The 21,365-nt window shown below is 47.6% G+C and carries 18 protein-coding genes; 2 read left to right on the forward strand and 16 right to left on the reverse strand.

Annotated elements, in window-relative coordinates; genetic code table 11:
- Nucleotide 1: 1 nt before the first annotated feature.
- The 15 genes from K365_RS0123700 to K365_RS0123775 form a co-directional block, all read right to left on the reverse strand.
- Nucleotides 2-1,498 (reverse strand): sigma-54 interaction domain-containing protein, encoded by a 1,497-nt coding sequence (locus tag K365_RS0123700; RefSeq protein WP_024336616.1) that lies wholly within the window; start codon nucleotides 1,496-1,498, stop codon nucleotides 2-4.
- A 59-nt stretch (nucleotides 1,499-1,557) separates the two neighbouring features.
- The gene (locus K365_RS0123705) at nucleotides 1,558-1,950 is read right to left on the reverse strand and encodes a DUF948 domain-containing protein (RefSeq protein WP_024336617.1); all 393 of its coding nucleotides are present in this window, start codon (nucleotides 1,948-1,950) and stop codon (nucleotides 1,558-1,560) included.
- Between the two features lie 15 nt (nucleotides 1,951-1,965).
- Nucleotides 1,966-2,250 (reverse strand): YtxH domain-containing protein, encoded by a 285-nt coding sequence (locus tag K365_RS0123710; protein ID WP_211221145.1) that lies wholly within the window; start codon nucleotides 2,248-2,250, stop codon nucleotides 1,966-1,968.
- Nucleotides 2,251-2,316: 66 nt separating this feature from the next.
- Nucleotides 2,317-2,619 carry a response regulator gene (locus K365_RS26975; RefSeq protein WP_084490006.1) on the reverse strand — a complete coding sequence of 101 codons (303 nt, stop codon included), beginning with the start codon at nucleotides 2,617-2,619 and terminating at the stop codon, nucleotides 2,317-2,319.
- Complete coding sequence (locus K365_RS26980) at nucleotides 2,564-4,039, reverse strand: two-component system sensor histidine kinase NtrB (protein ID WP_024336620.1); 1,476 nt, start codon at nucleotides 4,037-4,039, stop codon at nucleotides 2,564-2,566. The genes K365_RS26975 and K365_RS26980 overlap by 56 nt, the downstream gene beginning before the upstream one ends.
- Before the next feature lie 197 nt (nucleotides 4,040-4,236).
- On the reverse strand, nucleotides 4,237-5,649 hold the full coding sequence (locus tag K365_RS26985) for a PAS domain S-box protein (protein WP_169432986.1): 1,413 nt from the start codon (nucleotides 5,647-5,649) through the stop codon (nucleotides 4,237-4,239).
- A 5-nt stretch (nucleotides 5,650-5,654) separates the two neighbouring features.
- On the reverse strand, nucleotides 5,655-8,576 hold the full coding sequence (locus tag K365_RS0123725; RefSeq protein WP_245569255.1) for a chemotaxis protein CheB: 2,922 nt from the start codon (nucleotides 8,574-8,576) through the stop codon (nucleotides 5,655-5,657).
- Nucleotides 8,577-8,698: 122 nt separating this feature from the next.
- Entirely contained in the window at nucleotides 8,699-9,031 is a 333-nt protein-coding gene (locus K365_RS0123730) for a putative quinol monooxygenase (protein ID WP_024336623.1), read from the reverse strand.
- A 420-nt stretch (nucleotides 9,032-9,451) separates the two neighbouring features.
- The gene (locus K365_RS0123740) at nucleotides 9,452-9,688 is read right to left on the reverse strand and encodes a hypothetical protein (protein WP_006968720.1); all 237 of its coding nucleotides are present in this window, start codon (nucleotides 9,686-9,688) and stop codon (nucleotides 9,452-9,454) included.
- A gap of 300 nt (nucleotides 9,689-9,988) precedes the next feature.
- A complete protein-coding gene (gene acnA, locus K365_RS0123750; protein WP_024336624.1) occupies nucleotides 9,989-12,748 on the reverse strand; it encodes an aconitate hydratase AcnA in 2,760 nt (919 codons plus the stop codon).
- A 204-nt stretch (nucleotides 12,749-12,952) separates the two neighbouring features.
- Nucleotides 12,953-13,933, reverse strand: coding sequence for a dipeptidase (locus tag K365_RS0123755; protein WP_024336625.1), 981 nt, complete (start codon nucleotides 13,931-13,933; stop codon nucleotides 12,953-12,955).
- A gap of 63 nt (nucleotides 13,934-13,996) precedes the next feature.
- On the reverse strand, nucleotides 13,997-15,283 hold the full coding sequence (locus tag K365_RS0123760) for a TRAP transporter large permease (protein WP_024336626.1): 1,287 nt from the start codon (nucleotides 15,281-15,283) through the stop codon (nucleotides 13,997-13,999).
- Nucleotides 15,280-15,831 (reverse strand): TRAP transporter small permease, encoded by a 552-nt coding sequence (locus tag K365_RS0123765; protein WP_024336627.1) that lies wholly within the window; start codon nucleotides 15,829-15,831, stop codon nucleotides 15,280-15,282. Before K365_RS0123765 ends, K365_RS0123760 begins: the two co-directional genes overlap by 4 nt.
- A 93-nt stretch (nucleotides 15,832-15,924) precedes the next feature.
- On the reverse strand, nucleotides 15,925-17,013 hold the full coding sequence (gene dctP, locus K365_RS0123770; protein ID WP_024336628.1) for a TRAP transporter substrate-binding protein DctP: 1,089 nt from the start codon (nucleotides 17,011-17,013) through the stop codon (nucleotides 15,925-15,927).
- A 270-nt stretch (nucleotides 17,014-17,283) separates the two neighbouring features.
- Nucleotides 17,284-17,982, reverse strand: a complete 699-nt coding sequence (locus K365_RS0123775) for an isochorismatase family protein (RefSeq protein WP_024336629.1) — start codon at nucleotides 17,980-17,982, stop codon at nucleotides 17,284-17,286.
- A 292-nt stretch (nucleotides 17,983-18,274) separates the two neighbouring features.
- On the opposite strand from K365_RS0123775, the gene K365_RS0123780 reads away from it, so the two are divergent.
- The gene (locus tag K365_RS0123780; RefSeq protein WP_029725756.1) at nucleotides 18,275-19,204 is read left to right on the forward strand and encodes a LysR family transcriptional regulator; all 930 of its coding nucleotides are present in this window, start codon (nucleotides 18,275-18,277) and stop codon (nucleotides 19,202-19,204) included.
- Between the two features lie 44 nt (nucleotides 19,205-19,248).
- On the opposite strand, the gene K365_RS0123785 is transcribed toward K365_RS0123780, so the two are convergent.
- Nucleotides 19,249-19,845: a 5' nucleotidase, NT5C type gene (locus tag K365_RS0123785; RefSeq protein ID WP_024336631.1), complete on the reverse strand. Its 597-nt coding sequence runs from the start codon at nucleotides 19,843-19,845 to the stop codon at nucleotides 19,249-19,251.
- 114 nt (nucleotides 19,846-19,959) lie between these two features.
- Between K365_RS0123785 and K365_RS0123795 the strand changes: the two genes are divergently transcribed.
- Complete coding sequence (locus K365_RS0123795) at nucleotides 19,960-21,351, forward strand: ATP-binding cassette domain-containing protein (RefSeq protein ID WP_024336632.1); 1,392 nt, start codon at nucleotides 19,960-19,962, stop codon at nucleotides 21,349-21,351.
- Nucleotides 21,352-21,365 lie beyond the last annotated feature (14 nt).

The following is a 21,365-nucleotide window of genomic DNA, read 5'->3' on the forward strand; positions in this document are numbered from 1 at the left end:
TTCAGGGTTTTATGATATCCAGCTTTCGCATCCGGGCGCGCAGGGTGCTGCGGTTGAGTCCGAGAATCTGGGTTGCACTGTTTTTCCCGCTGACTTTCCAGTTGGTCTGTTCCAGAACCTGGACAATATGGTCGTGTTCCACTTGTTCCAGTGTTTTTGATTCCTTTATTTTATGGGTGTTGCCTAAAGAAGCCAGCGGCTTGTTAAAATCATCCACCATGCGCAGTTTCGGGCCTGACGAAATGATCACGGCACGCTCCAGAATATTCTCCAGCTCCCGGACATTTCCCGGCCAGTCATAATTTAAAAATGTATCCATCATCAGTTTGGGAACAATGGGGGTATCTTTACCCAGGCGCCTGGCAATTTTTTTGACATAAAAAGCCACCAGAAGCGGGATGTCCTCTATTCGGTCCCGAAGGGGCGGCATGGTAATGGGAAACACATTCAGCCGGTACCAGAGATCTTCCCGGAAATTGCCTTTTTTTACTTCCTGTTCCAGATTCCGATTGGTGGCGGCAATGATCCTGGCGTCCACCTTGATGGTATGGGGGCTGCCCAGGCGTTCAAACTCCCCGTCCTGGATCACGCGAAGCAGTTTGCCCTGCAACTCCAGGGGCAGTTCTCCGATTTCATCCAGAAAGAGCGTGGCCCCGTTTGCAATCTCGAACCGTCCCAGCTGCCTGGCGCTGGAACCGGTAAACGCCCCTTTTTCATGACCGAACAATTCGTTTTCAATCAGGTTGGCCGGCAATGCGGCGCAGTTGATTTTGACCAAAGCCCTTTTTCTGCGCGGACTGCTGTGATGAACGGCCCGGGCCACAAGTTCCTTTCCCGTTCCGGTTTCGCCCAGAACCAGGACCGTGGTATGGGTGGCGGCAATCTGTTCGACCTTATAGAGCACGTATTTGAGTGCATCGCTTTTACCGATGATATTTTCATGGTTGTGTTCCAGTTTGATCTCTTCGGTCAGATACGCTTTTTCCCCTTCCAGCTGCTTTTTCAGCTTTTGTATTTCCAGCAGGGCTGTTTCTGCGGTTTCCTTTTCTTTTTCCGCCGCCTGTCTGGCCAGGGCAAGTTCAGATGTGCGGGCTTCCACAATCTCTTCAAGGTTCCGCTTATAATGTTCCCGCTCCGTCACATCCTCGATGGCCAGAAGAATCAGCTGGGCATCGATTGATTTCAGGTTGATTTTTCTGGCATTCAGATGCATGATCTTGGGGCCGATATTTTCAAAAGAATGTTCCACTTCAAAATCATTGAATACACAATTCTGGGGCAGCACCTCTTCCAGCAATTCCCTGAGTTTGGGGATATTCCATTGCCCGTTGCCAAGATCATAGATCAATGCACCTTCCGTATTTTCCTGGGTGACACAGAAATTTTTGTAAAAAGACGGGTTGGCGCCGACCACCTTATGACTGTTATCCAGTACCAGAAGGGGTTCACGCACCGATCCCAGGACATTGTTAAATACGTTTATAAACGCTTTTTGCATTTTCAGATCCTTTCCTGAAAGGCAGGGGTCCGGACATTTTTGAAGGATTTCAAAAATTTTTATTTTACTCCTTTCTCACTGGATGAAAACATATTGACCACTATCTGAACGATTTCTCCGATCACCAGGGCATATTTTGCCAGGGAATCCGCCGTTTCAGTAATGGTCAATACCGTATCCGTTGTTTCATGGGAAATCGTCCGGACGGCCTCTCCCGCCTCTTCAACACTTTTTTTTAAATTCTTGCTCATGCTTTTTGTATTCACTGAAATTTCATGAATATTGGGAATAATCTCGTTCAACTGGTCTTTGTTTTTTTGCAGCAGACCTGCGGCTTCTTTGACAAGCCGGTTCACGTTTTTCAACGTGATAACGGCATAGCCGCCGGCCACTGCAAAAAACACAAAAATAATAAATACGCCCAGTTCATTCCAGGTAATGGAACCTTGCATAAAAATGGCCTCCTTCTATTCTGAAGGTTTTTCTTTGGTTTCCTTAGCCGAAGCCACGATTTTCTCTTTGGTGGCCGCCACATTGTCTTTCAGATTTTTAATGGTTTGACCGGTCCGGTCGGCAATGAGATGCCGGGTTTCTCTGCCGGATTTCGGGGCAAACAGGATGCCGGCGGCAACGCCCACCACGGAGCCGATACCGGCCCCCAGGACCAGATTTCTGGTTCTGTTTCGCCGGACATCTTCCGTTCGCAAACGCTTCAGTTTTATCACCTGATTGGCCAGTTCATTCAACATCATGATATATCCTCTTGATTTGATGACGTTCATTAATAACATCGCGGACACTCCTTTAAAAAACAGGGGTTAATTTTTTTGATCCATCAGTTTTCGTATGGTTTCGGCAATTTTCGACATGGAGACCGGTTTCATCATATAGGCCGCAATTCCCAGTTGCCGGGCTTTTTCCTCATCAATCAGGGAGCTGTGGCCCGTGCACAGAACAATGGGGATATCGGGCCGGATCCGGATCAATTCTTCAGCCAGTTTCGCACCCGTCATTTTGGGCATGGTCATATCCGTAATGACCGCATCAAAATAGCCGGGGTTCAATTTAAACAGCGCCAGCGCATCTTCCGGGTCTGACCATGGCTTCGACCCTGTAATCAAACAATTTCAATGCTTCCTGAGCCATCTCGGCAATGTTCACCTCATCATCCACAAAAAGGATTCGCTCCGTGCCATGAAACGAATCATTCATGGATTTGATCTTTGTCTCGGGTTTCCGGTCCACCACGGGGAAGCGCATCGTAAACAGGGTCCCGCCTTCCGGCCGGTTTTGAACGGTAATGGTCCCTTTGTGATTTTTAACAATGGTGTAAACAACGGCCAGTCCCAGGCCGGACCCTTTTCCCACGGCCCGGGTGGTAAAATAGGGATCAAAAATACGGTTCAGGATGCCGGGATCAATTCCAGGGCCGTTGTCTTTCACCATCATCTCTGCATACTTCCCGGCCGGACAGTCTTCAGCAGCCCCTTCCGGCAAAATTTTTGTTTCCACCCTGATCTCGAGAAGTCCCCCGGTCTTTTCCATTGCCTGGGAAGCATTGGTGCATAAATTCATCAGAATCTGGCCGATCTGGATCTTGTCCGAAAGAATCATCACTGGCTGATCCGGGAATTTCGTATGAATATCGATGAAGGTCGGGATGGACGCCCGCAGTAAAACAAGCGAATCTTTGATCACATCAATCAAGTCCACGGGGGTTTGTTTTTCGTCCGAGGTCCGGCTGAAGTTCAAGAGCAGCTTGACAATTCCTGCGGCCCGCTCGGCAGCGTTCCGGATTCTTTGGAGTTTGGGATAGACCGGATGCCAGTCTTTGGTTTCTTCAACGGCCATGTCAATATTCCCGATGATAATGAACAAGATATTGTTGAAATCATGGGCAATCCCGCCGGCAATGGTCCGGATGGACTCCATTTTATGACTCTGATAAAGCCGTCCCCGTAACGCGTCTTGTTCCTTTTCCATCTGTTTGCGTTCAGTGATGTCAATGATCACGGTTCTGAATTGTTCCGGTCTCCAGCTTTGATATGGAAACACCGTGCTTTCCAGCTGCACATCCACAAGGGTGCCGTCTGATTTTTTCATGCGCAGTTCACATATCTGCCGCTGTTTCGACTCGGCCAGATCTTTCAGATGCCCGTAATAGATATCCTGGTCTTCGAAAAAAACATGACGGGTTAAAGGCTGGTCGATCAGCGAACTTCTTTCCAATGACAGCATGTCGGCCAAAGTCAGGTTGGCATTGCGGATCACGCCTTTTTTATCCAGGCAGACATACCCCACAGGGGTAAAATCATACAGTTCCGTATACCGCGTTTTAAATTCCATGAGTTCCTGCTGGGAGCGCTGCAACTCCTCATTTTGCAGTTCCAGCTCAACCTGAATGGTCTGGAGTTCCTGAATCAGTTCAAGGTGATCACGGTCGACCACGGACTGGCTTTCAAACCCTTTTTCCATCATCAACGCTTCCGCCTCTCGGCGCAATTCATCAAATTTTTCCTGGATCATGTCTTTTTTGTTCATTCGCAACCTCAGTTTTTCCTTTTCCCTGCCGGGATAGAAAATGTGAACGGATTTTGAGCCGGTATTCCGGTTAAAAAGATATCAGATCAAGATTTTCCGGCTGTTATGACATCTTTCACTCTAAAGGGAATCGTCTCTTAGGTCAACAACACAGAAAGGCAGAAAAAAACCAACGGATCACCTATTTAAAATAGGCATTATTCCAGCGTCAGGAGAAAGGAGCGAAGATTTATTTTTTTGTTTTTCAAGCCGATCTTTTTCCGGATATTTTCGCGATGGCGGGAGATGGTGTGGATGGAGCTGTGCGTGATTTCCGAAATCTCTTTATTGGTTTTTCCGAACTTCACCAGATCGGCGACATGAATTTCCATGGGCGTTAAATTCACCATGTGATCGGATAATTTTTTTGAAAAAGGCGAAATGATATTTTTCAACTCCGTTTCCAGGATATCCATCATATCCTTCTGGCTTTCCAGGGTCAGGTTTTTTTTCAGATTCTCGATGATGGGGGCCAGGATGAGTTTGTGATTGGCAAAGATATTTTCTCCGATTTCATTTTTATCTTCTTCTCTTTTTTTCAGCAATATTCTCAAAGTGGCATTCATATCTTCCAGTTCCGCCGTTCTTTGCTTTACTTTTTCTTCAAGGGTCAGCGTGATCTCTTTTTGCTGCTTTTCAGCTTTTTTGCGCCGGGTGATGTCCCTGGCGATTTCCAGGCGCACCAGCCGGCCGTCGGTCCACGGGACGGCCAGGCTGGTCAGTTCATGCCATTGATCAGATTCCTGGTCGTAAACTTCCCAGATACATGGCTCTGTGGGGTTGCCGTCTTCATCCACCAGCGTGTCGTTGTTACAGATGTCACAGGGCCCGGTCTGCTTTCCATGGATGGCTGCCCAGCAGACCTGGCCGGTCAGATCTGCCTGGTGCTTTTTTTTCATGTACGTGTTCATAAAAAGAATTTTATGGGAGGTCATGTCCGCCACATAGACACTGGATTCAATCCGGTTCAGAACCGATTCCAATTGATGCCGGCCGTATTTGAGTAACCGCTCGGTGCGCTTCCGGTCGGAGACATCAATGATGACGGTGCGAAACCGGGCTTCCCCCTGACAGGACTCCGGGATCGCCGTGCTTTCCAGCTGCACATCCAGAAAAGCCCCCTCCTTTTTTTTCATTTTAAGGTCACAGATCTGTCTTTTTTTGTACGTAAAAAGTGCTTGCAGGTGCAGGTAATAAATATCCTGGTCCTGAGAAAGGATATGGTCGGAAAGGGACCGGTTGACAAGAGCACCCCTTTCCGTTTCCAGCATCCGGGCCAGGGTCATGTTGGCATCGAAGATCTTTCCTTTTGCATCCAGGGTGACATATCCCACAGGCGTGAAATCATACAACTGGGTATAATGGATTTTAAATTCCATCAATTCCTGCTGGGCCCGGAGAAGCTCTTCGTTTTGCAGTTCCAGTTCAATCTGGAAGGTCTGGAGTTCATGAATTAACTGGAGCGGGTCGTCCAACGCGACCGATCGTTTTGAATAATCCGGTTTTGCCATCAATGCTTCCGCCTGCCGGCGCAATGCATTGAATTTTTCTTCGGCTGTTATATTTTTCATCTGATTCATTCTGTCTCCGGGATGATCCTCTCAATGGTGACGACCCCGTTGGTCATATCCTTTTCATTCCGCAGTGCCAAAACCATCACCCAGACCTTCAGAACAGCGCCTGACCGGGTGATTCGACAGGTTTCAAGGCTGTCGAACAATTTGCCGGCAAACGCCTTGTCTATCAATTCCAGAAACGCTGTATGATTTTTTTGGGGGATCATGTCCTTGATATTCATTTTCAGGGCCTCGGATTCCGTATACCCGTACATGTCGGCGGCCCCCCGGTTCCAGAAGGAAATCGCGCCATTTTTATCCTGGATCAGGATGGCATCCTTTGAATCCATAATCACGGACAGGCGATGGGCCGTCAGGCGATACCGATTGAATTCAGTGATATCTTCAAAGGTCACCACCACGCCGTCAATGACATTTAGCATGGTGCGGTACGGCATGATCCTTGTTCTGAATAACTTGTTGTCCAGGCTTTCCACTTCAAATTCCCGGGGGATCAGATCTTTTAAGACCTGCAGGGCATGATCCACAATGTGAAATTGTTTTAATTGTGTGGCAAAATGGCTGACCGGCCGGCCGATATCGCTTGCTGCCAGAGGAATCAAGTCAATGATTCGGTCGGTGAACCGCCGGATATTCATGTCCATGTCCAGAAAAATCGTCCCGATCTGGGTGGAATTCAACAGATTTTTCATGTCGTCATTGGCATCGGACAATTCATCGAGCCGGCCCTGGAGTTCCGCATTCACGGTGGCGGACTCCTCATTCAAAGACTGGAGCTCCTCTTTTGAAGTTTCCAGCTCCTCATTGGTGGATTGCAGTTCCTCATTGGCGGACTGGAGTTCTTCATTGGTGGACTGGAGTTCCTCATTGGCGGTTTCCAGCTCTTCAATGGTGGTCTGCAAGTTTTCTTTGGTGTATTGCAGCTCCTGTTCAAGCCGGTTTATGGTATCGTTTTTCCGGGGGGCTTTGGGCCTGGGCCTGGTTTTTGTTTTTTTTTCATCATTGAACACCACCATGAGCATGCCGCGAAGGGCCCCGTATGCCGGGACCGGCTTTACCGTCAGGTCAATCTTGATGGTGCCGCCGTTGTCTTCGATATCAACCTCTTTGCAGACAACTTCCTGCTTCATGCCCGCGGATTTTCGGATAGCCGATGCCAGCACGGTTTTCAGACTGGGCCGGGCCATGTCCAGAATATTGAAACACGCCCTGCCGGCGGCGGGTTCCAGATATTTTCCCGTCCGGCCGTGGATATACACGATATTTAATTTTTCATCTATAATGACGCAGGGAGGGGTGTCGCTTTCCTGCAAAATGGTTTCCACCAGTTTAAAGCTGTTGATCTCTTCCGCCCTTGTGACTGCTTCAGGGGGGTTGATGACCGAAGGAGCTTCAGGAGATGCCGGGACCGGCAGATTCAATATGGGCTTGGCATTTGACACGCCTGATTTGCGTTTGAATATTTTCCATTTCCGGTCACAAATTTCAAACAGGGTGGTTTCCTGGCCCAGAGACTCGGATGAACCGATGAACAAGAGACCCGCCGGCATCAGACTGTAATGAAACACGGGAAACAGTTTTTTCTGCAATTCCGGCTCCAGGTAGATCAGAAGATTTCTGCAGGTAATAATATCCAGTTTTGTGAAAGGCGGATCTTTGATCAGGTCCTGCAATGCAAACACCAGCATTTCCCGGATGGGTTTTTTGACCTTGTAGTGATTGTCTTGTTTGGTGAAAAACTGTTTTAATCTTCTCGTATCGAGATCGGCTGATATGCTTAAAGGATAGCGTCCGGATCTGGCGGTATTGATGGCATCCGGATCAATATCCGTGGCAAATATCTGGACATTGAAATGCCGGTTCATTTTTTCCATGCATTCCTGCACTAAAATCGCCATGGAATAGGCCTCTTCCCCCGTGCTGCATCCGGTCACCCAGATTCTGACCATGGCCCCTTCCGGTTTATCAGCCAGAAGTTCGGGCACATATTTTTCCTTGAGCACGGCAAAGGCGTCAGGATCTCTGAAAAAGCTGGTTACACCGATCAAAAAGTCTTTGAACAGGACATGGATCTCACGCTCGCTTCGGGTCAGAAAGGTCTGATAATCTTGAATATTATCGATCTGATGCACATGCATCCGCCGTTCCACCCGCCGGACAATGGTATTTTTCTTGTAAAGGGAAAAATCATGATGGGTATGGGTTCGAAGAAGAATATAAATTTTTTGCAGCGCATTCTGAGTTTGTTTTTCATCTTTCGTAATCGGGTCCCGGGGTTTGACAAAAGCATGCCGGGTATATTTAACCAGCGCTTCGGGCATCTTGTCCGCAGCCAGGACATAATCCACAAGGCCTGTGGCAGCGGCACTTCGGGGCATGCCTGCATATTTGGCGGAATCCTCGTCCTGGACCATGACCATGCCCAGTTCCCCCTTGATCTGTCTGACTCCGAGACTGCCGTCACTGCCGGTTCCCGACAGGATAATGCCGATGGCATCCGGGCCCTGGTCCTGGGCCAGGGATTTGAAAAAACTGTCAATGGGAAGGTTGAATCCCCTGGGCTGGGGCAGATCCATGAGCTGGAGGGTGCCGTTTAAAATGGCCATATCCTTGTTGGGCGGAATCACATAGATCCTGTTGGGCTGAATCGTAAGCCCGTCTGTTATCTGATGGACCTTCATCTGTGTTTTTTTCTGAATCAGCTCCGGCAGGATACTGATATGGGTGGGGTCCAGATGAGATATCAGGACAAAGGCCATACCGCTGTCTGGGGGCATGGCTTTGAAAAACGATTCAAACGCTTCCAGGCCGCCGGCGGAAGCCCCGATTCCGACAATGGGAAACCGGGCAGCAGCGGTTCCGGATTTTGGAATGTCCTGCCGGGCCGGTTTGTCTTTTGCCGGCTGTTCTTTTTTTGTCATGGACATTTCCCCTGTCCTGAGAAATTGGAATGTACGAAAGATATAAACTGTTCTGGTTATAGGCCGGGCAACTGCCTTCTGTCAAGGAAACGGATAAAAACTTTATGGGTGTGATTAAACACTCATTTTTCCTTATTTTGCCTGATGGCATGAACGGTCTCCATTCCCTGGGTCTTGTTCACCGTATGGATCTGAATTTGAGGCGGCTCACATAAGAGGGTTCTGGTTCCCAAAAGGACCCCGAATCGAAGGGATTGTATATGCTGGTCCAGGTCCTTTTGGGTCTCCCATTCCTCCAGCAATATGAGGCGGTGCTTGTCTTTGATGTCACAAAACGCACAACAGCTGTTGCAGCCGGGTTCCCCTCCCACCGGTTCAATCAGCGAAAGCAGTGTCTGTATGACTTCCAGCTGCTTTTCCGGAAACACTTTCAGGGTTGTTCTGACAATGATCATATCATTCACCTCTTAAAATAGTTTGGGTTGACAGCAGTCCGGCTGCAGACAAACAGTTTCTGAACAACCGCTTTGGATTTGCTGACAAGATACCGGGCAAAGACAACGCTTCTGTTATCTCTGGTCAATGCTGAATATGGCAATCATTGTGCCACACCGGTGATATGGAAAAAACTTTTTGTATGACATTGATTTTCAAGGACAAAAAAGAAAAGTCACTCATATTCAAAGGCGGGAAAAATGCGAAAAAAAGGGCGTATTTGCTCAATGGGTCATATATCGCCTTTTTGAGCGTAGGCGTATAAAATGTCAGGTGGAAAACCGACCATCGCCCGGTCAGGCGGAGAGGATACCGGCCCAGCAAAGCCATCTCACGCTGACCTGGACCCACAGGGCCGGATTTTTATAATGGATTAAACTTTAGGATTGTGCCAGGCTCTGGTAATAGGTTCGTTCATACCAGGCCCGGGTATTTTCATCAAACACAGCCTCATGCTCATGGATCAGTTTCATACAATCATCCGGCCAGGATCCGCACGCCATAACCACGGTATCTCCAAGACTGAATTTCCGGTTGCAGGCCTCACATCCTTTTTCATTATGGGTATTCAATATATCCAGATCCACCAGAAACGGGGTGTTAGTTTTTTGCTGCATGGGAACCTCCTTGTCTGGGTGGTCTGCTGACCGCTTTTTTTTCAGCCCACCGATAACAGGCATGCCGATCATCCCGGCTGTAGGTAGTGTCCTCGCATTCTCTGCGTTTTTGTTTGAGATTTTCTTTTTTCCCGGCGCGCCGCTGTTTTGTACGATTATTTAATGATTCTGCCATGGAACACCTCCCGGCAACAGGTTTTTTGATTTAAGACAGCACGCTGTGTATCACATGAACGGCATACTGTCTTTCTAATCAATAACATAAGAATGCCTGGGATGATTTCAACCGCAAAACAAGCGTTATGCCTGTGATTCCATTTTCAAAAGTTTTCTTAAAATACACGGCAGGATGCCATTGTTTTCAAAATATTCCACATCCACCACCGTATCCAGGCGGGCAGTGACTAAAAATTGGACCTGAATGCCATTGGTTTTCCGGGCCGTCACTTCCAGGGTCTTTCGTGGCGTCATGTTTGCGATCCCTTTGATTGAAAACGTTTCAGAGCCGTCCAGACCCAGACTTCTCCAGCTTTCACCGTTTTCGAAGACCAAAGGAAGCACCCCCATGCCCACCAGATTGCTGCGGTGAATTCTTTCGTAGGATTCGGCAATGATCGCTTTCACCCCCAAAAGGGCGGTTCCCTTGGCTGCCCAGTCCCGGGATGACCCCGTGCCGTATTCTTTCCCCCCCAATATCACCAGCGGCTTATTTTCTTTTTGATATGCCATGGCTGCATCATAGATGAATTTTTCCTGGCCCGATGGGAACTTCAAGGTAAAACTGCCTTCCCTGACGCCGGCCATCTGATTTTTTATCCGGATATTTCCGAATGTGCCGCGCATCATGACTTCATGGTTTCCTCGGCGCGCCCCATAGGAATTGAATTCTTCAGGTTTGACCTGATTGTGGATCAGATACTGACCCGCGGGATATTCTTCAGGGATGGCGCCGGCAGGCGAAATATGGTCCGTGGTGACTGAATCTCCCAGTAAAACAAGGGCATTTGCCTCTGAAATATCTTCGGGCTTGTCTGTTTCCTTCTTGAAATTTTCAAAATAAGGGGGATTTTTAATATACGTGGATTGGTCATTCCATGTGAATGTGGTGCTTTTTGTGACATCCAGATCCTGCCAGAATTGGTCACCGGCAAAAATTTTATCATATTCTTTCCTGAAAAATGCCTGTTTCACATGTTTTTGAACCAGCTTTCGGATCTGGTCATCCGACGGCCAGATATCTTCAAGGTACACGGGTTCATTGTTGGGATCAAATCCCACGGGTTCCGTGTTCACGTTGATATCGATTCTTCCGGCAATGGCAAACGCCACAACCAGCATGGGCGAAGCAAGATAGTTGCCTTTTACGCTCTGGTGAATTCTGGCTTCAAAGTTTCGGTTGCCCGACAATACCGATACGACGTTTAAGTCGTTATCGGCAATGGCCTTTTCAATCTCCGGATGAAGCGGACCGCTGTTGCCAATGCATGTGGTACACCCAAACCCGGCCACATGAAAGCCAAGTGCTTCCAGGTATGGCAACAGTCCGGCATCCTCAAGGTAATCAACCACCACCTTTGATCCCGGGGCCAGTGACGTTTTGACATAGGAAGGAATTTTAAGGCCTTTTTCAACGGCTGCCTTGGCAATAAGCCCGGCACCGAGCATGACCGAAGGGTTGGACGTATTGGTGCAGGAAGTGATGGCCGCGATTACGACACACCCGTCACCCAGCTTCAAAGGTCTTTCGTTGATTTCCAGATCGATCTGCCGCTTGCTGACAGGCACACATTTTGGCGCACGCCGGGTTTCACACCCGGATTCGTCGATAAATTTAGACAGATTTTCCGGTTCTGCATCCCGGTGGTATTCACATCCCAGTACCTGGGCAAAGCCGGATTTCAAGTCACCCAGGGGAATACGGTCCTGGGGCCGGGCAGGCCCTGCCAGGCAGGGTTCAACCCTGGATAAATCAATTTCCACCACTTTGGTATAAACCGGTTCGCTGTCTTGGGTGCAAAAAAGACCTAAGGCCCTGGCACACGCTTCCGCCACAGCTGCCTGTTCCGCGCGGTTGGTCAGTTCCAGATATTCAATGGTTTTTTCATCAATGGGGAAAAACCCAAGGGTGGCCCCATATTCCGGGGTCATGTTCGCGATGGTGGCCCGGTCCGTGACTGACAGGTGTTTCATCCCCGGACCAAAATACTCGACAAATTTTTCCACCACTTTTTCGTTTCTCAAAATTTCCGTAATGGTCAATACCAGATCGGTCGCTGTCACGCCTTTTTTCAAGTTCCCGATCAGCCTGACACCGATGACTTCAGGAACAGACATGTAATAAGGCTGCCCCAGCATCACGGCTTCCGCTTCTATGCCGCCAACCCCCCATCCCATCACCCCGATCCCGTTGATCATGGGGGTGTGAGAATCCGTGCCCACCAGTGTATCCGGGTAGGCCAGCAAATCTTGTGCCTCTGTATCCATGATAAAGACCCGTCCCAGATGCTCGAGGTTTACCTGATGGCATATGCCGGAGTTGGGCGGCACCACGTTAAAGTTTTTAAAACTTTTCTGGGCCCATTTTAAAAGCGAATACCGTTCCTGGTTTCTCTCATACTCTTTGGCCACATTTTTGGTGATGGCACTGCCGGTCCCGTAATAATCCACCTGCACGGAATGATCCACTACCAGTTCCACGGGTGCCAGCGGATTGATCCTGGCAGGATCACCGCCCAGGGCCTTGACCGCATCCCGCATGGCTGCCAGATCCACGACCGCCGGAACCCCTGTAAAATCCTGCATCAGCACGCGGGCCGGATGATAAGGTATTTCCACGGGGGTTTTGTATTGTTTTTTCCACGTTGCAATGTTTAAAAGGTCTTTTTCAGTGACAATCCGGCCATCCAGTTTTCGAAGCAGATTTTCCACAAGAATTTTAATGGAAAAAGGGAGTCTGCCGATATCCGGAACGCCCATTACGTCTTTTAACCGATTGATGTCATAAATCGTTATCTTTTTTTTGCCGACTTCAATGGTCTTTTGAAATTGATTTTTTTCCATGATACCACCCTGAATGATTGAAAAATTAAGTTAAATTTTATTTTTTTCTTCTATCACGGATGGCTTAAAAATGACAAGGTCATTCATGAAATCGCCTGGATCGGATCAAGACCCAACGGGTGAAAAATTCCAATTAGCGGCAAAAAGAACCTTGAATCTTCTATGTCAAATCATACTCCCAGGATGTCAATTGATTTCTGATGATCAAACTCCCCAGACCAACTCAAGAAACGATATCCAGTTCTCGCCCATGATCTTTTCAATTCGGTTTTGTTTCCAACCCCGGTGTTCCAGCTCCGTGACCAGGTTTGGAAAATCATCGATCTGTCGGAATCCTTTTGGATTGATGATGTCACCAAATTCCGTCAGGGAACGGCCATATCCTTTATCATGGGTAATGTAGGAAAAAAATGAATCATCCTGATCCTGGGTAAAATCTGTTCCAATGCCGACATGGTCTTCTCCGACCAAATCGATCACATACTCAATCGCTTCGATGTAATCCTGGGCAGTTGATTTTGCACCATTTTTAAGAAACGGTGGGAACATAGTCACTCCGACAAACCCCCCGTTGTCAGCTATGAATTTCAGGTCTTCATCCGATTTATTTCGGGAGTGATTTTTCAGTGCTGCCGGGAGACAATGGGAGTAAGCCACCGGTTTTTGGGAATATTCTATAGCATCCCTGGACGTTTTAGGACCTACATGACTCAAATCGATGAGAATGCCGACTCGGTTCATTTCATCTACCAATGCCCTGCCAAAATCGGTCAATCCCCCGTCATTTTTTTCATAACACCCGCATCCAACGGTGTTGGCTGTATTATAAGCCAGCTGCACAATCCCCAGGCCCAGTTCCTTGTAAACCTGGACCAGGGGCAGATAATCACCGAATCCGGTTGTATTCTGCCATCCCAGGATGATCCCGACCTTGTTTTCCTTTTTGGCACGCCGGATGTCTTTGGTTGAATAAACCTGGGTCAAAATGTCTGAATTTTTTTGGATCCATTGTTTCCAGTCAGCCACCGCTTTCATGGTTGCGGGAAAATCTTCCCAGATGCAGCAGGTACAATTGGCTGCCGTCACCCCCCCTTTGTGCATGGCTTCGAAAACAGGTCGGTACCACTTTGAAACGTTCAGACCATCGATAATCATTAACTCCGAATAATTCGCTTTGTTTTCCATGAATTTTGCCTTTCTGTTTTTTTAAAAGGGGTAGTAATTTTCTCACTGATGCAATCAGGCATTTCAATAAAAACTGGGTATAAAAAGAATAATTTGTGGAAATATTGTAAAAAGGACAACTGTTGCCATCATAATAAACCAGAAGGGTATAGTTGCCCAAGCCGCTTCACCCAAGTCCACCTCCCGGCCGGCTATTGTGACCAGTACGAATAGATTCAATCCAACAGGAGGAGTAATCATTCCGATTTCCATCAGAATCGTTACAATGACACCAAACCAGACCGGATCAAATCCCATGCTCATCATAATCGGCGTCGTGATCGGTAATGTCATGAACAAAAGGGATATCCCGTCAAAAAAACACCCAAGCAGCAGATAAACCAGAACGATTAAAAACATGACTGTATATTTAGACAGTTCATAGTCACCAATCATGTTCACCAGTTCTCTTGGCAAGCCGAGAATGCTTACCGCCTGAGCCAGAATCTGAGTGCCCAGCATAATCATGGCTATGGCGCCAAATACTATTGTGGAACTGACAAGGGCATCCCATAATTTGGGAAAAGTTAAATCTCCCCAGGTAAATCCCAATATTAGGGAAATAAAAACTCCAAGGCCGGCTGCTTCCGTTGGGGTGGCAAAACCAAGATAAATCGTTCCCAGAACAAAAAAAATTAAAATGGGCAACGGCCAGATCTGCAGCAATCCCCTGATCATATCAGCAAAGCTGACATCTTCCGTGTCATCAGGTGTGATGCCTTTTTTTACTTTGTCAACAATAGCCAGGTAGAGACTAAAAAACAATCCAAGAAGAACTCCGGGTGCAATACCTGCCAAAAAAAGCTTGCCAATAGAAACATTCTGCGTTGCACCGTATATTAAAAGAGACAAACTCGGCGGAATCAACAACCCCAAAGTACCTCCTGCAGCAAGGCTGGCAACGATCATGGGACGGTTATACCCACGTTTCGATAATTCAGGATATCCCACGGAACCGACAGCTGCTGCAGTAGAACTGCTGGATCCACTTACCGCACCAAAAACAGTCGACACCGCAATATTGGTATGGAGAAGTTTGCCGGGAATCTTATGAAACAGCGGGGTCAGACCATTATATATTCTTGTACTGATACCACTTGCAAGAAGAATATCTCCGAGCAAAATAAACAATGGGACCGCGCTTAGCGTAAAATCGGTAAAAACATTCCAGACGGCTGTAACAGCCAGGCCGGTTGCGCCATCAGCCTGAAAATGGAGCATTATCAATCCGGTCAACCCAAGCGCTCCACCCAGCACCGCTGCTGTTGATATACTGATCAGCAATGAACTTACTAAAATCAACCAACTCATAAATGTTCCTCCGATTTTATGTCAGGCACTTCCTCACGATTCTCTTTAACCAGAGGTTCACAGCCCGCCCACATCCTTATGGTATCAATCAGCTGAATAAGAGCAACCAGAGTGGCAACGCCCAGACTTACAGGCATCAACATCATCCAGGGCCATACCAGAAGTGCACCAATGTCCGAACGGGCATTTATCTGGCGGGAAAAATCTGCAAATTCAAACGATTTGAATATAAAAACCGCAGCAAAAATAATGAAAATAAGTATCCCCAAAAGATCAATAATGCGCCGGATTGGATAATCGATGTTTCTTACGACCAAATCCACGCTGATATGTCTTTTTTTGAGTAATCCCATGGGAAAAGCTAAAAATGACATGGAAACAAACATATATCCCACCAGTTCATCAGAAAACATCAAAGGAGATCCCAAAAAATATCGCATCACGGTCCCTGTGATAACGAGTGCAGCCATCAAAACAGCCGACAAACAGGCCAATATGCTCATGGTCAAAGTAAGATAGCGAAGAATACAAACAAAATAAGCCATCATAGATCCCCCCCCTTTTTTCAGGCAACGAATGTTGTCGGATTGGCCTTTTGAGTCTCAGAAGGCCAATCTGACAAATCCTATTTTCTGATTTTTTTAATCAAGTTTGTTAATAGCAAACTGCATACGGTCATAGTATTCAATGCCTTTTTTGCCTGCAGTTTCAGCCATCTCCAACCACCGTTTATTTGCCGCATCTACAAATTTCTGCAAATCAGCATCGGAAAAACGATCCAACATTGTAATTCCCAATTTTTCCTGGCGATAGGAGCGGGCTTCTGCTTCACGGACCTCATCCACTGCCAGATCACGTGTTTTTTCCCATGTCGCTTCAGCCTCTTCTGTGAGTATTTGCTGGAGTTCTGGCGTCAATCGCTTCCATGCGCGCTCACTGACCCCGAACATCCAGGGAACTGCTGCCCAAGGATGAAGATAGGCTTCATATTTTGTCACTTCCTGCAAAGATACCGTTTCAGCCACGGTAGACAGGTAATAGGCGCAATCTACGACACCCGTCTGCAATGCCGTATACATATCATTCTGTCCGATCACCTGGGCGGCAACCCCCAAGTCCTGAAACGTATGAACCAAATGGGGAGCCCAGACCCGCAATTTTTTGGTTTTTAATTCATCCAGAGTATTCACCGGGCTTTTACAATGAAGTCCCACATCAAAGACCGGACTGACGATACCGCCAATGGTTATGATATCCCACTCCGAATACGCTTCTTCATATATCTGACGAATTACCGGCAAAAGTTTGAGATGCTGTTCCGGTTTTGTAATTGCGCCCTGAACATACACAGCGGCGAGTTCCGGAGCATCCCTCGCAAAATACTCACCGTACAACATCGCCATGTCCACATCGCCGCGTTTCAAAATCCGAAGCAGATCGGGGTCTCGAAGTCCCAATGACCCTGCGTGATATACGATAAGATTAAGTTTCCCTTTCGCACGTTCATTGACACGGTCCGCAAATTCCTGAAGATACTTGGCCTCGGGTCGGGCCTCGACAATCTGGCTGTGCATCCGCAAGACGACAGGTTTGGCAAATGCAGAATCAACCCACCCCCCAATACCTATCGCACTCATTACAAAGCCGATAATCATGGCCAAAAAGATGTGTTTTAAAAATTTTTTATACTTCTTAATGTTGTCTTCGCGAATGTGAAATTTATTTTTCATTCTCGATATCCCCCTTTTTTTAACCGTTCTCATGTCTATTTGGTGTTCTGAATTCCAGAAAACCACATTTGTCGTCTTTTTCTAAACTTTCCCCCTTTCGGACATTTATTTTTTCAATTTCGTCATGTCCTGATTTAAATTTATATGGCCTAATATAAAAATTACTGCGTTAGATCATTTAAATAATTAATTATTTTTATTTTTAATGGATTATTGACCAAAAAATCAACAATGTCGACATACAGATCTATAATCCCCCCGTTTCATAATTTAAACGGATTTCAGATATTTCACACAGGTATCAACTGTTTCAACGTCTCCAAATTTTGCATCGATATCGAAAAGATTCCAGGCAACGGCTCCGGGAATTCGGTCGCCGATGCATTCTTTTACCGCGATGGTCCGGAACCCTTCCGCTATCCCGTCACAAATAGTTTCTCTCACGCAGGCAGTAGCTGTCACTCCGGTTACCAGAATCGTATCAACCCCTGCGGCACGCAGAAAACCGGCCAGATATGTTCCATGGAAACCACTCGCTCGCTTCTTGATAAGCACCTGTTCACCATCAACTGGTGCGATGCGGGAATCAATAGCCCATAATTCTTTTTTTTTCTGATCAACGACTTCAATGGGAATTTTGCAGTGCCACAGTCCCATATCCGTATGAGGATTTTCACGGTCTGTCACCTGGTAGCAGGTGGTGACATGGACTACCACATGATTTTTTTTCCTGCAGGCTTCAAGTAGGCGCTGAACACCGGGAATGATCTGATCGTCGATATTTTCGCAGCTGAAAGGATTACCTGGTCTGGTCCAGGCATTTGCCAAGTCAACATTGATCAATGCCGGTTTTTTCCCAAATCCGACCCTGCGCTGAAACCCTCGTTTTTTATACAATTTGGTTGCTTCTTCAAACGCCCGTTCCAACATCTCATTGATCTGGTTTTCATTGAATTCTTGTTCAGCCATCGTAACTCCCCCCATATTTTTCGTTTGAGTGAATCGACCTGTATTCAAATAAGAAATGCAAAGGTCTTGTGTAGGAATACAATTAATCTCTTTATAGTTACCATGTCAAATAATAATATCGCATAAACAATTGATCAAAATGATATCAATATTCTTTCGTATTGCACGATACATAAACCCTTTAAGCGATCAAGACAAATAAGAATTGTTCCGATTTAAAAATACAGTTTCTTTATTAAATGAAATACTTTACAATTCTCCAAACTAAGACTTGATTGCATCAGGGAAACAGATGAATCTGCCCGTTGGTTTTACAAAAAATATTCCGATTGAATTCCGGCACATCATTGCATTTATTGCTGTGGCTGAAAAATTGAATTTCAAAAAAGCGTCAATTGCATTGAATATGACCCAGCCCGGGTTAACCCGAATTATCAACCGGTTGGAAGATGATTTAGGCGCCTCTCTTTTCAAACGGACTACGCGAAGCGTCGAATTGACTGAGTCCGGAAGCGTTTTTCTGCAAGAGGTCATTCCAGCTCTTGATCGATTGAACACAGCCATCATCAAGACCCAAAATGCAGAAGCAGGTAACATCGGATATTTAAGAGTGGCATATATGAGTTTTGCCATCAATAAAAACTTGCCGTCAATCCTAAAAAAATTCCAGGAGCAGTTTCCAGGAATCAGGCTGGATCTTACCTATATTCCAACACCTGAACAAAAAAAACAATTGATCGACTCAAAAATAGATATCGGTTTTATAGTAGGTAATTTCTCAAATCCGTTCGTAGAACAGCTGCCTTTTATCAAAGAAGAATTGGTAGCGGTTCTACCTGAAGGACATCGTCTATCTGATAAACAGTGCGTTTCGATTTCTGATTTGAAAGACGAAGAGTTCATATTGGGAACGCCAAAAGACTGGAAGGCTTTTCTGAAAATAATCAACCAATTGTGTCTTCAATCAAATTTCAATCCCAAAGTGCGCCAGTATGTCGACACCATCGACGGTATATTCGGTATGGTTGCTGCAAAAATGGGCATCACCATTTTTGCAGCATGTGCATCAAATTTTCAACATATAGGACTGGTTATCAAACGGCTTGAGGACAAATCGGCTGAGGTTACAACAACTGCCGTCTGGTTAAAAAATAACAAATCGAAAAGTCTGTCAAAATTTCTGGATTTTATAAAAATATTCGCGGATGAAAGCGCAGACTGAATTCAAATATCTTTCAACGTCATTACTTTTTGAAATACCCATTGCTATCCCAAAAAAACGGTATCGTCTATTTCCTTCCAGGAAAAAACCCGCCGGATCTTTTCGTGATACAGCGTTACAGAATTCCATGGACGATCATACAGCAGGACGGGCACGGCCATGTGTTTGGCCAGAAACAGGGCCGTGTCCAGGGAATCTTCCACGGCCAGATCATACGGACGGGCCATCAGCTGGGTTTTAGAGATCACCCCGGGGTGATGTTCTTCGCACCGGTTGTATTTATCCACCATGATGAATTCGGAAAAGGGGATTTTCTGCCGGTCCAGCCAGGCCAGAGACGTTTCCCGGGCCAAAGGAGGCCGGCCCGTGACAATGTCCACCCGGTGGCCGGCATCGATCCAGCGGGCCATCGTCTCCCCGGCTCCGGGGACCGGGTCAAAGTTCATCAACATGTCGGGCTGGTGAATCCGGTCGAAAAAATGCCGGTATTCCTTTTCCGTCAGTTGAAATGACACCTTCAAATCAAAACAGGTCAGGTCCTCGAACCGGACCTGCCTGCCGAATTCCTGTTCAATGACGGCACTGTAAGTATCGGTTGTTCTGGAAATCACATCATCCAGATCCACGTATATTCGTTTCATAATTAAATCATATCATATTCCCGGGAAATGGGAAATCTTGCGGTGCGACATCCTTGCCTGAGATCCAAAAAATTTGCCTTGCCATCTGACCCACTTCCTGTTTCAATGACCGCCATGAAAATTATCCAGGCACAAACAGACCATGTGTATATTGAACAGTTCCTGGCCCTGCCCGGCCAGGCCTGGACCTTTCTGGGAACCAACCGGTCCGGTATCGACGATCTGTTTGATCTGGTGTCCGGCAGGCAGATCAAAGGCCGGGTGGCGGAACGGTCACTGCCGGATCAGCCCGGTGTGGTATCCTTCAAGGACCAGCAGGCTGTGTATGAATCCGAGCTGAAAAAAGATGACACCGATTTCATGGACCGGCTGGATCCCGGCACATCTGCCAGGGATTTTCTGGAAGATATCGAGCATCATGCGGAGCTGATCCAGGCCCTGGGCATGACAGACAGCCTGGACAAAGGCTATCGTCAGCTGTCCACGGGTCAGACCCGGAAACTGCTGCTGCTGGCCCCCATCACCAGGGGAACGACCTGTCTGGTGATCCAGGCCCCGTTTGACGGCCTGGATCCGGACAGCTGCAAAGAGCTGGACAGGGCCATGTGTCACTTGTTTTCCAAGGGGATTCAGATCCTGATGTTTGTTTACAACCCGGCAGACATTCCGTCATGGACCACCCATATAGGCGTTGTGGCCAATGGCGGCCTTGTGTTTCAGGGTCCTGCGGATCAGGTGCCGGCTTCCTGCCTGGCCCGGACCTCCCGGCCGGATTTTCAGGCCACGGTTCAGGATTTTTTCCCGGCAGACGAGACACGTTCTGAAGCGCATGAAAAAAAGAAACTGGTCCGGCTCCACCGCTGCACGGCCGGTTATGGGGGAAGGGCCGTGTTCACGGATCTGAGCCTGGCCGTGGACCAGGGGGACCACACCCTGATCACCGGCCCCAACGGCACGGGCAAATCCACCCTGCTCCAGGTGATCACCGGGGACCATCCGGCCTGCTACACCTGTGATCTGACCTTGTTTAACATCCGGAGGGGCACGGGAGAATCCATCTGGGACATCAAACAGCACATGGGCATTGTCAGCCCGGACCTGCACCGCAACTTCCGGGTGCCGGGCAGTGCGCTGGCCTGTATTCTTTCCGGGCTGTTCGATTCCATCGGCCTGTACAATCCCGTGACCGACAGTCAGAAAAACCGGGCCATGACCTGGCTGTCCCGGCTGAACATGGCATCGATGGCCCTTGTGCCTTTCCGGGATCTGACCTTTGCGGACCAGCGCCTGGTCCTCATCGCCCGGGCCCTGATCAAAGGGCCGAAGCTGCTGATTTTAGACGAACCCACCCAGGGGCTGGATACGCCCAACCGAAATGCGGTGCTGGATTTTCTGACCCTTGTGGCCAAAGACCATTTGAGTACCATTCTTTACGTGAGTCACCGGGAAGACGAGTGCCGGGATTTCTTTGTGCAGCATGTCACAATGGTGCCGCCGGGCCGGTGACCTGTCCCCGGTTT

This window comes from Desulfotignum balticum DSM 7044, assembly GCF_000421285.1.
Lineage (GTDB): Bacteria > Desulfobacterota > Desulfobacteria > Desulfobacterales > Desulfobacteraceae > Desulfotignum > Desulfotignum balticum.

Coding starts and splice junctions, on each gene's coding strand:
- K365_RS0123725 (WP_245569255.1), bottom strand. CDS start 8,576: ATGACAAAAAAAGAACAGCCGGCAAAAGACAAACCGGCCCGGCAGGAC.
- K365_RS26980 (WP_024336620.1), bottom strand. CDS start 4,039: ATGAACAAAAAAGACATGATCCAGGAAAAATTTGATGAATTGCGCCGA.
- K365_RS0123760 (WP_024336626.1), bottom strand. CDS start 15,283: ATGAGTTGGTTGATTTTAGTAAGTTCATTGCTGATCAGTATATCAACA.
- K365_RS0123795 (WP_024336632.1), top strand. CDS start 19,960: ATGAAAATTATCCAGGCACAAACAGACCATGTGTATATTGAACAGTTC.
- K365_RS0123780 (WP_029725756.1), top strand. CDS start 18,275: ATGAATCTGCCCGTTGGTTTTACAAAAAATATTCCGATTGAATTCCGG.
- K365_RS26985 (WP_169432986.1), bottom strand. CDS start 5,649: ATGAAAAATATAACAGCCGAAGAAAAATTCAATGCATTGCGCCGGCAG.
- dctP (WP_024336628.1), bottom strand. CDS start 17,013: ATGAAAAATAAATTTCACATTCGCGAAGACAACATTAAGAAGTATAAA.
- acnA (WP_024336624.1), bottom strand. CDS start 12,748: ATGGAAAAAAATCAATTTCAAAAGACCATTGAAGTCGGCAAAAAAAAG.
- K365_RS0123710 (WP_211221145.1), bottom strand. CDS start 2,250: ATGATGTTGAATGAACTGGCCAATCAGGTGATAAAACTGAAGCGTTTG.
- K365_RS0123785 (WP_024336631.1), bottom strand. CDS start 19,845: ATGAAACGAATATACGTGGATCTGGATGATGTGATTTCCAGAACAACC.
- K365_RS0123730 (WP_024336623.1), bottom strand. CDS start 9,031: ATGATCATTGTCAGAACAACCCTGAAAGTGTTTCCGGAAAAGCAGCTG.
- K365_RS0123705 (WP_024336617.1), bottom strand. CDS start 1,950: ATGCAAGGTTCCATTACCTGGAATGAACTGGGCGTATTTATTATTTTT.
- K365_RS0123775 (WP_024336629.1), bottom strand. CDS start 17,982: ATGGCTGAACAAGAATTCAATGAAAACCAGATCAATGAGATGTTGGAA.
- K365_RS0123740 (WP_006968720.1), bottom strand. CDS start 9,688: ATGCAGCAAAAAACTAACACCCCGTTTCTGGTGGATCTGGATATATTG.
- K365_RS0123700 (WP_024336616.1), bottom strand. CDS start 1,498: ATGCAAAAAGCGTTTATAAACGTATTTAACAATGTCCTGGGATCGGTG.
- K365_RS0123765 (WP_024336627.1), bottom strand. CDS start 15,831: ATGATGGCTTATTTTGTTTGTATTCTTCGCTATCTTACTTTGACCATG.
- K365_RS0123755 (WP_024336625.1), bottom strand. CDS start 13,933: ATGGAAAACAAAGCGAATTATTCGGAGTTAATGATTATCGATGGTCTG.